Raw genomic sequence first — 13,356 nt, 5'->3', positions numbered from 1 at the left:
GCGAGACTTGCGAACGCCTTCGAAAGGCTTACGCCTGTGAGAACGGCAGTGGCTTCTACAACGACTATCTACGACCGCTCCTTGCTGAACGGTTACGCAATGCTTCTTCAAGAATCTCAACAACCACCCCGGGAACACTTACACTTTTCCGCTGCAAAAGCGTCGCTGCCGCCGAGAGGTTAAGCAAATCCTCGTACATCGGAAGTGGTAATCGGATTAACACCTGGCGCTTTTCTGTTGATGTGCTCAAGCTATTCATAACTACCCTCTTAAGACTTACGAAATCGAATCAACTAATCGCGATCCTGAGCGCTTAACGGAAGAGATTTCGCATTTGTTGTAATTTGTAAATTTATTTGACTGCTGAAAGACATCGTTCAGCGCGTATGTATCTTTCTGGAAAACCACAGGTAATCCCCCCACAGAAAGAGCGCGTTTAGAAGTAGAATTTTCTACTTAAGAACAGAAAGCTCTACATGAAGACGTCCCGTTTTACCGACAGCCAGATCATCGCCATCCTCAAGCAAGCCGAAGGCGGCAGCCCGGTCCCTGAGCTGTGCCGCGAGCACGGCATCAGCAACGCCACGTTCTACAAGTGGCGGTCCAAGTTCGGCGGCATGGACGCGTCGCTCATGGCGCGCATGAAGGAGCTCGAGGACGAGAACCGGCGCCTCAAGAAGATGTATGCCGAGGAGCGCCTCAAGGCCGAGATCGTTGCGGAGGCACTCACAAAAAAGTGGTAGCGCCATCTCAGCGGCGGGAGATGGCGCAGTGGGCCGTGGCGAACCGGTCAGCCACGATAGGCCTGGCATGCCAGGCATTTCACATCAGTCAGACCTGCTATCGCTACAAGGCCAAGCTCGATGCCGAGAACGGCGTGATCGCGGACTGGCTGGTACGGCTGACAAATAACCAGCGCAACTGGGGCTTTGGACTGTGCTTCCTGTACCTGCGCAACGTGAAGGGCTTCAAATGGAACCACAAGCGCGTCTACAGGATTTACCGCGAGCTCGAGCTGAACCTGCGCATCAAGCCGCGCCATCGGCTGGTACGCGAGAAGCCGCTGCCGTTGGCGGTGCCGACGGCGATCAATCAGTGCTGGTCGATGGACTTCATGCATGACCAGCTTGCCGATGGACGCAGTATCCGGCTGTTCAACGTCATCGACGACTACAACCGCGAAGGCCTCGGGATCGAAGTCGATTTCTCGCTGCCATCTGAACGGGTGATTCGATCGCTCGACCGGATCATCGAATGGCGTGGCAAACCGGACGCCATCCGCTGCGATAACGGTCCCGAATACATCAGCGCGGTGACGCTAGCCTGGGCTGCCAGGCACGGTATCCGCATCGATTTCATTCAGCCTGGCCAGCCCCAGCAAAACGCTTACGTCGAGCGCTACAACAGGACGGTTCGCTATGATTGGCTTGCCCATCACCTGTTTGAAACGCTCGATGAAGTTCAGGAATTTGCCACCAACTGGTTGTGGACCTACAATCACGACCGGCCTAACATGGCGCTCGGCGGTATTACGCCAAAACAGAAATTGGCGCTCGCCGCTTAACCTCTACTTTTAGCGTGCTCTAAAAATGGGGGGATTACCCACACATGATAAGGTACTTCACCCCATGAAGACAGTCCAAAAGGCGATTGCGACCGCGCTCGTTGTCAAAGAGATACGCTCGTGTTTAGGGTGATATGGACGAAATCGAAGCCATTTTCTTCCAACGTCAGAAAGAAATAAATAAATCACATTTTTCTTGGATTGATATACTTATTGACTGCACTGCAAACGTAAGCTAGTGTAAAAAAGGGTTCTGTCAACGTTCTTTTTATAAGCTTCCCTGCCTGATCGTTAGTCCGTTTTTTACCAATCGGGCTATGGTTTTGCCCAGTAGGATATCGGTACATCCGAATGTTGTCAGAATAGCCGGTAGTGCATTAGGCCTGCCTAAACACGCGCTATGCCACGATAAAGATGCAGTACCAACGACTTATACGACTTGTGTACACTCAGACAAACATGACATGCAAATGAAGCATTACATGATCAAAAGTTGGGTGATGGTAGATGGAGAGCGCTACTGCGCTCTCATAGCACGCGACACTGGGCTGCCAGTCTTTTACCCAACACTTTATGTCACATCCCAAGTAAGAAACAGGTCATTAAGCCACGCCGCAATGGAACAAGCGCACTGCGCATTAGCGGTCCTTCTTAACTTCTGCTCCGACGCCTCGATTAATCTAGAAGCCCGCCTATCGGAAAAATCTTGGCTTACTAGCGGAGAATGCAGCGCAGTTCGAGACTACTGCCAAAAAGACTTTCGCCCATACAGAAATACCGAACGCTCAACTGTGATATCAATATCTAAAGCTGGCAAAAGACACTCCGATGCTCCTAAAAAAGTAGCAAAACACACCACATCTACCCGATTAACGCATATTGCTCACTTTATATCCTGGTTAGCAAATCTTCTCAATCAAAGTCAGCTAGATGAGCATACTGCGAACTCCATAAGGTCAATGGAGAAATGCATCTTGGCACTGAGGCCAAGTTATCGCCAGCGCAATCCGTCTTTGGATGAACAGCGTGGACTTTGTAAGGACCAAGAAAAAGAACTTATGCAGATTCTTGCTGCGAAGCATGAGCGAAATCCATTCCATAACGAAGGGATTCAGACCCGGAACCAGCTAATGATCGTAATGATGCGTCACTTAGGTATTCGATCTGGGGAGCTACTCAATATTAGGATCGAAGATATCGACTTCCAAAAAAACGAAGTATCCATAAAGCGACGTGCCGACCAATTGGATGATCCTAGACGGCGCCAACCTCTTGTGAAGACTCTAGCCAGACGCCTTTTAGTAGATCCAAAACTCGCTGAATTTATTCGACATTACATAGTAAATACTCGACGCTTAATCCCAAACGCGAGAAAAAACCCCTACCTTTTCATTACCCACAAATCCGGCCCAACGTTGGGAGCACCGATGAGCCGAGCAAATTTTAATGCAGTTATACGTTCGATAAAATTCTCATCCGCATTATTGAGAAACTTTTCTAGCCACGACCTGCGTCATACATGGAACGAGCGGTTCAGCGAATGGATGGATTCGAAAGAAAATCCAGAATCCAAAGAGCAGCAAGAGAAGATACGTGAAAACTGGATGGGCTGGCGGGAGGGTTCTGGAACTGCCTCAATCTATAACAGAAGGTTTATACGCCGTAAGGCGCTCGAAGCGGGCCTAGAACTTCAGGCATCTCTTCTCCGTACTAAATCCGACATACCAACGTAGCAGTTAATTTGTACAAGAGAGACCGCATGGTATCGAACAAGTTAAATAAAGCGTGCGCTGCTGAAATACCGCATCAAAACAATATAGCCGCTTTAGAAAAATATAGAAGGCAGAGCTATGACGGCTTCGAGTTCGATTCAAAACAAACTCAGTGGACGCTCAGGAAAGGCGTGCGACTAGACTTACAAGAACTAAAAAATCTCTTACCAGAAATGCTTGTTGAGGGATGCTTCGAGACACTGGCGTTCTATGCAGAAAATTATTCAGCTGGAACAACGAAAAACTATTCAGTGACGCTGAGGAACTTCCTTCGATCTATAAATCGGGAAATGCAAATTACTGAATTTTCAATAACAAGCTTAGCAAACTACCGTGGGGAAATGCTTTTCAAATACGGCCACGACAGAGAGCTTATCTCTCTTCGCCCAATCTTGTTAAAGTGGCACGACCTTGGTTACTCGGGCGTTTCCATTGACATGATTAGGACCTTAAAGTCTTGGACTCTGAAAAAACCTCTCGTGGGAGAGGCGGTGAAACGTCTCGACCCGTTAGATGGACCGCTGGATCCTTCAGAATTATCTGCATTGAAAACTGCGATTATGGTCGCTTATGAAAAAAATCGTGTCACCCACCACGATCTAACAATATGTCTACTATGCATTTACACAGGCAGGCGCCCATGCCAAATATCTGGACTTAAAATCAAAGATCTTGTGAATGCCGAGCATTACAAACAAGAAGCTAGCCCGACATTAGCTCGTGGAAATGCCAACCTTATTTATATACCGAGAGCAAAGCAAACCAACTCGAAATTTCGAGAACTACGTAAGCCAGTGGCGCTTATCCCGGAATTGTGGACTGTCGCGTTAACGCAGAAGGATAATGTATCATCCAGATTCTGCGAACTCCTCAGACAGACTGGCTGGGATCTGCACTCTCACGACACGACCGAAATAATTTCTAGCCTCCCTCTGTTTCCAAGTTGGCGACTAGTCACAAAATTTTTAAATTTAGCTAAAACGCTGATATCGCAGGATCGCCACGGCGAAGCGTATTCTAAATTAAGAACCCTGGTCAACTCCGAGGCTTGGCATGTCTCTGCGGACGGCATACAGCGTACTGTCAAATACGTTACGCAGATTTCAGGGGCCTTAGATAGAACTGGCAACCCGCTTCATGTCTCACCAAGACGTTTGCGTTATACCAAAGGCACTGATGCGGCACGCGCTGGCTATGGCAGTATTGTAATCGCTGAACTACTCGACCACAGCAATACCTCTTGCGTGGACATCTACACAAAAATTTCCGCAGAACATGCAGGTCCGATTAATCGTGCGATGGCTATGGCTATGGCCCCTCTGGTTAAGTTATTTCGCGGAGAAGTAGTGATGCGTGAAGAAGACGCTGTCGGTGGGGCGGTTCCTACTGAATCCCGTATTTTATTTAATGGAATCGGAACCGCTACGTGTGGCCAAAAAGCCAAATGTGCGCTTTCAAAATTCCCGCGGCCCTGCTATACCTGCAATCATTTTCAACCCTGGCTTGATGGGCCCCACGAGGAGGTTTTAGACGGGCTGCTCCGAGAAAGAGAAGAGCGCAGGCTCATTCTCCAGGACGATTTAATGATTGGAGTAGACGATCAGACAATTTTTGCGGTAGTTAACGTGATCGAAAAATGTAAAGAAATGAGGCGCTCGACTGAAAGTCGTCAGTATAACGATCGCCTGATCTCGCCCAGTAATCGTTGATCTACGTATAAGTTTGCACACGACAATATGCGCACCCTCTCGTCAATTAAAGGAAACTGTAGAGCGAACCTGGCTGAATTCATTCGACTGTGCCGCGATGACCTTACGGCATTTGGCGATGACCTTGAATGGGATAAATGTCATTGGCCTAAAGTCTGCCGTTTTACAAAACTTGGTACGCCACAAAGCGTCACCAAAGCGGCCGCTGACATGCGTCAACTCGACATTGATTTTATTGATTTTGCTAAGGCATGTGTGAGGTACGAGCATACCCATAACCCTGGATCGGTGGCGAAAATAGGTCGCAATATAACCGCGTTAAGACTTCTCGAAAAATCATTACTTGATTTAAAGGGATCAGCAGATCCCATTAGCATTGATGTCGTTGTGCTTGATCATGCTGCGCAGCTCGGCCAAAGCCATTTTGGTCGAAATGGTTATGAAAGCTGTCAACGTCTACGCAATTTAGCGATCTTCTTAACGGCACACCACCTTGTAAGCGTGGATCTGTCGTACTGGAAGCATCCGCTTCGTGCATACAAAAACGTTAAAGAAGGGATAGGCCCTGAGTCTGATGAGCTAAGACGTAAGAAAATGCCGGATCCCGATGCGTTAAACGCTCTTGCCGAGATATTTTCTTCAAATCTAGATTCAAAGTGCAATGCCCAACATAGGGATATCTATACTACTTCTGTTTGCGCGATGCTACTATCGGCGCCCTCGCGAGGCTCAGAAATTCATGACCTCCCGGTTGACCTAGAAGTGGAAGAGATTGATCGGCGCGGAGATTCTCAGTACGGGTTTCGCTATTTCTCCGGAAAAGGATATGGTGGTGACGTCAAATGGGTTCCGGAAGTTATGGTGCCGGTAGCGAAGCTCGCTGTCAAACGACTACATGAGATTACTAACGATGCGAGGAAGTTAGCCCTTTACATTGAACGACAGCTCGAGCAAAAAAAAGCAAACGCTCACGCCGAGATGCGCTTTTTCCGGCATACGTCCTGCCCTGATGTTCCAGATGATCAACCTTTAACGGCTGAGCAGGCTAGTAAAGCGCTAGGGTATGCCAATTTTGAGTGTCTAAGGAAAGCAGGCCTAAGTCGAAAGAATGGTGCATATACGTTAAACACGCTTTGGCAGTGGGTTCTTACACAGCAACCACCAGATTTTCCTTGGTTGAACCGGGCTAAGAAAATTCGGTTCAGTTCGGCTCTGTTTTGTATGTTCAAGTCCCAGCTCGGGATTAAGAGAAGCCGCAGCCCAGTCATCTTATGGGCCCCTAAATTGGTTATTTTTTGCTCAGATTGCACTCCTAATTCTTGGACTAAGCAGAATACGATATTTCAACGCTACGGTTATCTCAAACCGAACGGTGAACAGCTGCGGTTGAACTCTCATTCATTAAGACACTATATCAATACGCTGGCTCAGAAGGGCAACATGACACAGGAGGAAATCGCAAAATGGTCTGGTCGCACTAATCATCGAGCAAACCGTATTTACAACCATGAGTCTGAGTCTGATGTGCTTAATCGGGCCCGAAGAGCCATGCAGTCCGGGAATGCGGAAAACAATGCAACTGAAGACAAATCTTTTGTTTCGGAGGAGGATGCGACACACTGGACGGTAACAAGCGATACCGACCCAATTTCGTTTTCAGACCTTCGGCTATCACCGCGCGGGGCCAGTCACCTAACACTTTGGGGCAGATGCGTCCATGATTTTCTTCTATCTCCTTGCGAAAAATTTGCCGATTGTCTCAACTGTGAAGAGCACTTCTGCACAAAGAGCGATAGCAACGGTGATAAAGATCGACTTTCTCGGCTGAAGTCGCTACTAGTCGAAGTTGAGCAAGAACTCAATCAAGCAAAAATTTGTTCGGATGCGGGGGATCCTGGTGCTGCGGCGTGGTATGAAAGCCATCGAAAATACCGCGCGCGCCTTCTCCAGCTCGTTCGTATTTTGGAAGACCCAAAAGTTCCCAATCAATCTGTAATAAGTTTATACGATGGGACCGCAAAGACCCATCTTCTGCGCATCATAAATTCTGTCTCATCAACAGATGGAAGTCGCGAGAGCTTAGCGAACAAAGATCTCCGAAAATTAACATGGATGTCCGACCATGACTAGCGGGTCCAACTGTTTATTGCGTTTACTTCATTAGATGCGCGGAGAGGATAATGGCAGGCAATAAATATATTAAGACAGGTGATGTCGAAAGAATTATCTTGTTAATTCGTGGCTGGCCGGACAGAAAAATTGGATGGGAAGCTGTATGCGTTGCGTGTGAAAGCATCCTCGGGTACATCCCTTCCCGGCAAGGCCTTTCTGCACATAAGAGTGTTCAAGCAGCTTTTCGTGCCCGAAAAGAATGTTCCGAGCCGGTTGATCGCCAAACTCCTGCATACCCTAGTAGCCTGAAGATTGCTAGTCAAAGAATTGCGTATCTCAACTCAGTCATACAAACACAAAACAAAGAAATTGACAATTTTCGGAGCTTGGTCACTATTTGGCAATATAACGCATACAAACGCGGACTTAGTGCCTCACAGTTGAATGAGCCTTTACCAATGATTGATAGAGAACGAAGCGTTCCTTGAAGTGGGCCTTTGCATAGGCCTACAAGCGCCTAACAAACCTTTTGACATACGTCCAACAAATGGGTGAACAGGCATGCGACATGAACGCGTGGTGCATGTCTGCCCGCCCTTCTGCCGGATGCGCAATCTGCGGAAGGGGTGTAACCAACCGAAAGTTCGCTCGAGACCAAACGCCACCGCCAGCATTTCGCGCGAATCGATTCTGTAGCGCGTGATACGAGCTTTGTGCGGCGAACAGATGTATTGAACTGGTTCTCGCCCTCCAGCGTGCAGCAGCTTACGACCCGAAGCAGCCGTTGCCTAAGCGGTGACGAGTTAACCGGACATCATCAAATCCAATTGCTGAAATCCCACTCTTTTGGAAGTCCGCTTAGGATCTCTGCTTTCGGGATCGGAAGGCGATTTGCGTCGATGGCAAGCCGTATGAATCGCTTAAGAAGATACTCAACGGGAAGATGTGATGAGTTCGACAAAAAAACAGTCCTTAGTTTTGTCGCGCACTTCAAAATCCCATCAACGTCGTTGCAGTCAAGAAGAGATATGGAGAAAGGCACATCAAAATCAGAACGAATTCCTCCATTCACTATACGAAACTTGGTATCGAGCGTATCCAGCCATGCTTCGTACTCGTCCAATCCACCTCTACCCATAGCAAATGCCCCACTTCTTGCGCACGCGAACTGCGCCTACTGTTTCCAATCTATCTTTACGCATTAGCTGAAGCGACGCAATTGCAGCTTGCGTCCAAGGTCTGCTTTTGGCCGAAAGCAGAAGTTCGTCGTCGCCAGTGTAACTCAGCAAGAAGCGGTGGATTTCGCTACTTCATGCCCTGTCGTCGCAGTAATTTCCAAAACGTCGCATCTATTTCGGAAAGTCACATTTGCGGCAACGATGGGCACCGGCATCTTGTCGCTCGCGCTCGCCCAACTTCCAGGCGCGCTCCCGGGAATGGCCCGCCTGGCCGAGGGACTTTGGCTTTTTAACATTGCGCTGTTCGTATTGTTTGCCGCGCTGTACAGCGCGCGCTGGGTCATGTTTTTCGACGAAGCGAAACAGGTGTTCGGCCATGCGACCGTCTCCATGTTCTTCGGTACCATTCCCATGGGCTTAGCTACAATTATCAATGGATTTCTCAGCTTTGGCGTGTCGCGCTGGGGCGCCGCCGCCGTCGCGGTGGCCGAAGCTTTGTGGTGGATCGATGTGGCCATGGCACTTGCTTGCGGCGTCCTCATTCCTTACCTGATGTTCACGCGCCAGCAGCACAGCATCGACCAAATGACGGCGGTCTGGCTGCTGCCGGTCGTCGCTGCCGAGGTTGCAGCGGCGAGCGCCGGGCTGCTTGTGCCGCACCTGCAGGATGGTGGCGCGCGCTTCACAGTCCTGATCACCGGCTACGTGCTGTGGGCATACTCGGTGCCAGTGGCGCTCAGCATTCTCGCGATTCTGTTATTACGCATGGCCCTGCACAAACTGCCGCACGAAAGCATGGCGGCATCAAGCTGGCTGGCGCTCGGGCCAGTGGGCACCGGCGCGCTCGGCATGCTGGTGCTCGGCGCCGCCGCGCCGGCGACGCTGGCGCCGTTTGGCCTGGCCGAGGTTGGCCACGTGGCCAACGGGATGGGCGTGGTGAGCGGCCTGCTGCTTTGGGGACTCGGCCTGTGGTGGATGATGCTGGCAACCCTGATTACGCTGCGCTACTTCAGGGCAGCCGTTCCATTCAACCTGGGCTGGTGGGGCTATACCTTTCCGCTCGGCGTATTCGCGGTCACCACGCTGCGTCTGGCGAAGGTGCTCGATTCGCTGTTCTTCGAGGTCTTCGGCAGCGCGCTGGTAGTGGTACTGGCAAGCCTGTGGCTGGTTGTCGCATGGCGCACCGCGCTCGGCGCTTACCGTGGCAACCTGTTCGTCTCTCCCTGTATTGCGTCGATGAACCGGCCCTGAAGGCCAACGTTCAGCGCGCCAGTTGCGCCGCGCGCGCCAGTGTCGCGACGATTTGCGGGGCCACAGTTGGCGACGTACAAACAGATAGCGGACTCGGATGAGGCATTTCCAGTACGATCAAGCCCGGCCGCCTGGCCTCGATGGCAGCGTGGGCCTGGCGGGCCGTGCGTCCGGCCAGCACGACCACCCGCAGGCATGGCAGGAGGTCCAGCACATCGCCTAGCATGGCGATGCCTGCGCGTACCGCCGCCACACCCAGGCGCGCCGGCGGAGCTTGCTCGTCGGCCAGCCAGGGCACGGTATTCCACAGCACGGTACGCGCACGCGCGACGGCGGCTTGCGCCAGGAAACGTTGAAGATTGCGCTGCGCAGGACCAGGATTGTCGCGCGAGACGAAGCGCGGGCGCATCGCATGGCGCGCCGGCGCTTCCAGCAAGATGAGAATGGACGCATCGGCGCCGCCGTCCAGCGGATCGAAGTACGGCAGCGCGCGGACGGCTGCGTGCGTGTCGACCCACTGGTTGAGCGCGACCACATGGGGAAGAGACAGCAGTTCGACGCGGCGTGCCAGTTCGGCTACATCGTCCAGCAAGGGAGCCACCGGCACGCCAGACGTCACTCGCTGCTCGCCAGCGCTGCCTGCTCCGCTCCGGCTGGCGTGTCGCCCTCCATCACCAGGATCCGGCTGGCGCCAGCCGGCTGCTGCGCCAGGCCCGGCCGCACGTCGCGCATGGGCCCAATGGCAGTACCGTTCGCCATGCCTTTGCCGTCAGTCTTGAAGCGACCCACCGGCGCGCGCTGACCACCGGCGTAGACGTTGTAAACAGTCTCCGGTTTCAGTTTGTACAAGAACACTTCCAGTGCATCGGTCACGCCCAGGCTGCGCACGACCACGAATCCTTTGGCGTCGCCGCGGGACTTGAGAGCGATATTGCTCGACTCGCCGTTCACACGCGGCACCAGGTTGCTGGTACCAGCACCGGTGGGCACGGCATGGGACACGTAGACAAGCGCTTGCGGCGCCTGGCCGGCCGCCACATGCGCGACGACCTTGTTGCTTGCGGTGTCGATCACGTCGACACCATCGCCGTTTTCGAGACCAACGTACACTTTGCTGCCGTCGTCCGACGCCCATGCGCCATGCGGCAAGGCCCCGGTCGGTATCGTCGCCATCAGTTGTGGCTGATCACCGGTGGAATAGACCTTGACGACATTTTCTCCGCCCACTGTCACGTAGGCTCTTGCGCCGCCAGCGTTCTTCCCGAACGCCAGGTGGTTGGTAATAAAACCGGTGTCGATGACGCCTTTGACTGTCAGCGTCGCCACGTCGATGCGGGTGACCTTGCCAACGTCCTTGTGCGTCATCCAGACTTCCTTGAAATCAGGCGTGAACTGCAAGAACGGCGAGAACGGGCTAGTGACAGAAATATGCTTGATCACTTTGGATGTTTTCATGTCGATGACATCGACGACAGGATTAAAGCTCGATACCACGAACGCCAGTTTGCCATCGGGATGGAACATCACCATGCCCGGACCACCTGTTGTCTGGATCCGGCGTTTTTCCTTGAAGGTGACAGGATCGATGACCGAGACGTAATCTTCGCCGCGTACCACGACCCAGACTTCGCGACCGTCCGCGGTGAAAAATCCTTCGTGAGGCGACCGCCCGATATAGGTAACGCCCTTGACCTTATTGGTGGCCGTGTCGATGAAGGTCACCGAATTGGAGCCATTCGATATCGCAATCAAGGTTTTATGGTCCGGCGAAAAACCCAGTCCATGAACATTCACTTGCCCCTTGTACAAAGGAGACAGGATGTCGGGCCGCTGATTACCCAACCGGATTTGTCCCAGCAACTGATTGGTGGATGGATCGATCACCGAAACGGTGTTGCTGTTCTGGTCAGCTGTATAGACGCGGTCCTGTGTGCCTGGCGCAGCCTGCGCAGTACCCATGGCAGCGACCGCAAGCGTCATGGCGAAGGTGAGCTTATTCAATTCAGTGAGTTGCATGAGAGTCTTTCCTGGTGTCTGCGTTGGTGGAATCGGCTCTTGCGCCGTGGGCTGCCTGGTAGCGTTGCAACCAGGCGCGCATTACATTGATTTCGTTCTGTTGTTCGACGATGATGCCTTGTGCCAGGTTGCGCAGTTCGCGGTCGTTACTGTGCACCAGGATGGCCTTGGCCATATCGATCGCGCCTTGATGGTGAGGAATCATCATGCTCATGAAGTCATGCGCGGGGTCCCCGGTTGTCGGCGCGCGTCGCATGCCGTCATCCATGATCGCCATGGCATCATCCGCGAGAGACGCATAGGGCCTGTCGCTACTGGCGATAAACGAGGCAGGCGGCGCAGTCGCGCCATGGTGGCCAGCATGCTGCGCCGAGACTGTGGCGGTGCAGCACCAGAGCATGGCGCCCAAAAAAAGTGAAAATTTCAAACCGGTCCCTCCAGTTGTTCATAGACGGCGCTGGCAACCCGTGCCAGTTCGCCCTTGTCGACGGCTGCGGACAGCGCATAGCCGAACTTCCCGTCGATCCAGTAAAACACGTTGACGTCGCCCTCTTTGGCGAACCGAAAGCCGGTGTCCTTGTTGCGCGCCTGCTCCGTCGACACGTACAGCGTCAGGCGCTGGCCAGCGCCGTCGTGGTACATGAATTGCGCTACCGGCCCGCTGGCCCCGGGCAGCAGGCGCCCGCCGATCAGTTCATAGCCCAGCTTGCCCAAATGCGGCGGACGGATCTTGCTGCCCATGCGCTTCGACAGCCAGGTCACCAACTGGTCTTCCTGGTCGGCGCGAATTTCCACTGGCCGGCGCACATCCGGGCTGTACACGGCATGGGCTATTGCGGCCTGGTGTGCCAGGCCGGACCACGCTGCCTGCTGATACGCGGGCGCTTGCTGCTCCATACGCGCCAGGGACTGGCCAGTTGCCGCGCCGCGCAAGCCCCAGCCGGCGCCACCGCTCACCAACGCGATTGCCAGGCCCGCCGCCAGCGCCTGCCATTGCCAGTGCCGGTTGCGCTGCGGCGTGGTGGCCGCTGCCATGGGCGCCGGGACCGGTTCGCCCAGCACCGGATCGAACAGGCGATGCATGGCGTCGTTCTGGGCCGCGTAGGCGCGCACGCGCGCAGCTTCCTCGGGGCGCTCTGCCAGGTAGGCGGCGACCTCGGCAGCGCGTGCTGCCGGCAGCACGCCGTCGACGTACGCGTGCAGATCGGCTTCAGTCACGGGCAGGTTCATTTCACGACTTTCAACGAGTTCACGCGGGCGCCGCCGTCCATCAGGCTGCGCAGCTTTTCGCGGGCGCGCGCGAGCCGCGACATGACGGTCCCGACCGGGATGCCGAGCGTCGACGCCACTTCTTCATAACGCATGTCTTCCAGCCCGACCATCAGCAGGATCGCGCGCTGTTCTTCGCTCAGCAGGCGCAGCGCGGCATCCATCTCGCGCACCTGGATGCCGACCGTGCTGCGATCCGCCAGGGCCGGCATCGGCGTATCATCGTCGAGCGGCTCGGTGACCAGTGCGCCGCGCCGTATCTGATCGATACGCATATTGTGCATGATCGCAAACAGCCAGGCGCGCGCGTCCGTGCCGGGTTGTAGCGCGGCGCGCTGGGCCCAGCCGCGTTCGAGCGTGTCCTGCACCAGGTCATCGGCCGCGGCGCGCTCGCCCACGAGCGCGCGCGCGTAGCGCCGCAGCCGCGGGACACACGCCAGCAACTCCGCGCCGGGAAGAAGGGGCAGGACGCTCATGGAACCAGT

At 53.7% G+C, this 13,356-nt stretch carries 11 protein-coding genes; 6 read left to right on the top strand and 5 right to left on the bottom strand.

Going from position 1 to position 13,356, the window contains the following annotated elements; all coding sequences use genetic code 11:
* The first annotated feature begins 476 nt into the window (after positions 1-476).
* From AC1MGT_RS14870 to AC1MGT_RS14845, 6 genes are all read left to right on the top strand, one after another.
* Positions 477-1,564 (top strand): IS3 family transposase gene (locus AC1MGT_RS14870; protein ID WP_499500801.1). Its coding sequence is split into 2 segments (ribosomal slippage): positions 477-729 and positions 729-1,564, totalling 1,089 coding nucleotides; the frame shifts between segments, so codons are not numbered across the junction.
* 464 nt (positions 1,565-2,028) lie between these two features.
* Positions 2,029-3,297, top strand: coding sequence for a tyrosine-type recombinase/integrase (locus tag AC1MGT_RS14865; RefSeq protein ID WP_499500800.1), 1,269 nt, complete (start codon positions 2,029-2,031; stop codon positions 3,295-3,297).
* A 26-nt stretch (positions 3,298-3,323) separates the two neighbouring features.
* Positions 3,324-5,045: a site-specific integrase gene (locus AC1MGT_RS14860; RefSeq protein WP_499500799.1), complete on the top strand. Its 1,722-nt coding sequence runs from the start codon at positions 3,324-3,326 to the stop codon at positions 5,043-5,045.
* A gap of 27 nt (positions 5,046-5,072) precedes the next feature.
* The gene (locus tag AC1MGT_RS14855) at positions 5,073-7,175 is read left to right on the top strand and encodes a hypothetical protein (protein ID WP_499500798.1); all 2,103 of its coding nucleotides are present in this window, start codon (positions 5,073-5,075) and stop codon (positions 7,173-7,175) included.
* Between the two features lie 50 nt (positions 7,176-7,225).
* Complete coding sequence (locus AC1MGT_RS14850) at positions 7,226-7,645, top strand: hypothetical protein (RefSeq protein WP_499500797.1); 420 nt, start codon at positions 7,226-7,228, stop codon at positions 7,643-7,645.
* A gap of 807 nt (positions 7,646-8,452) precedes the next feature.
* Entirely contained in the window at positions 8,453-9,586 is a 1,134-nt protein-coding gene (locus tag AC1MGT_RS14845; protein WP_370660862.1) for a TDT family transporter, read from the top strand.
* A 10-nt stretch (positions 9,587-9,596) separates the two neighbouring features.
* On the opposite strand, the gene AC1MGT_RS14840 is transcribed toward AC1MGT_RS14845, so the two are convergent.
* The 5 genes from AC1MGT_RS14840 to AC1MGT_RS14820 are packed head-to-tail and all read right to left on the bottom strand — an operon-like array spanning position 9,597 to position 13,347.
* Positions 9,597-10,187 (bottom strand): uracil-DNA glycosylase, encoded by a 591-nt coding sequence (locus AC1MGT_RS14840; RefSeq protein WP_065306379.1) that lies wholly within the window; start codon positions 10,185-10,187, stop codon positions 9,597-9,599.
* Positions 10,188-10,201: 14 nt separating this feature from the next.
* Positions 10,202-11,602 carry a YncE family protein gene (locus AC1MGT_RS14835; RefSeq protein ID WP_070245919.1) on the bottom strand — a complete coding sequence of 467 codons (1,401 nt, stop codon included), beginning with the start codon at positions 11,600-11,602 and terminating at the stop codon, positions 10,202-10,204.
* Positions 11,589-12,029, bottom strand: a complete 441-nt coding sequence (locus AC1MGT_RS14830) for a DUF305 domain-containing protein (protein WP_082488630.1) — start codon at positions 12,027-12,029, stop codon at positions 11,589-11,591. The genes AC1MGT_RS14835 and AC1MGT_RS14830 overlap by 14 nt, the downstream gene beginning before the upstream one ends.
* On the bottom strand, positions 12,026-12,832 hold the full coding sequence (locus AC1MGT_RS14825; RefSeq protein ID WP_056139889.1) for an anti-sigma factor family protein: 807 nt from the start codon (positions 12,830-12,832) through the stop codon (positions 12,026-12,028). Before AC1MGT_RS14825 ends, AC1MGT_RS14830 begins: the two co-directional genes overlap by 4 nt.
* Positions 12,829-13,347, bottom strand: a complete 519-nt coding sequence (locus tag AC1MGT_RS14820; protein ID WP_056139892.1) for an RNA polymerase sigma factor — start codon at positions 13,345-13,347, stop codon at positions 12,829-12,831. The genes AC1MGT_RS14825 and AC1MGT_RS14820 overlap by 4 nt, the downstream gene beginning before the upstream one ends.
* Positions 13,348-13,356: the final 9 nt, after the last annotated feature.

It is taken from the genome of Telluria sp. BA11, assembly GCF_056680305.1.
Note: the sequence above shows the minus strand (reverse complement) of the source record. Positions and strands in the feature narration are given on the sequence as shown.

What these genes read in the sequence shown, in the direction of transcription:
- AC1MGT_RS14860 (WP_499500799.1), top strand. Translation starts at nt 3,324, where the DNA reads ATGGTATCGAACAAGTTAAATAAAGCGTGCGCTGCTGAAATACCGCAT.
- AC1MGT_RS14835 (WP_070245919.1), bottom strand. Translation starts at nt 11,602, where the DNA reads ATGCAACTCACTGAATTGAATAAGCTCACCTTCGCCATGACGCTTGCG.
- AC1MGT_RS14865 (WP_499500800.1), top strand. Translation starts at nt 2,029, where the DNA reads ATGCAAATGAAGCATTACATGATCAAAAGTTGGGTGATGGTAGATGGA.
- AC1MGT_RS14855 (WP_499500798.1), top strand. Translation starts at nt 5,073, where the DNA reads ATGCGCACCCTCTCGTCAATTAAAGGAAACTGTAGAGCGAACCTGGCT.
- AC1MGT_RS14850 (WP_499500797.1), top strand. Translation starts at nt 7,226, where the DNA reads ATGGCAGGCAATAAATATATTAAGACAGGTGATGTCGAAAGAATTATC.
- AC1MGT_RS14825 (WP_056139889.1), bottom strand. Translation starts at nt 12,832, where the DNA reads ATGAACCTGCCCGTGACTGAAGCCGATCTGCACGCGTACGTCGACGGC.
- AC1MGT_RS14820 (WP_056139892.1), bottom strand. Translation starts at nt 13,347, where the DNA reads ATGAGCGTCCTGCCCCTTCTTCCCGGCGCGGAGTTGCTGGCGTGTGTC.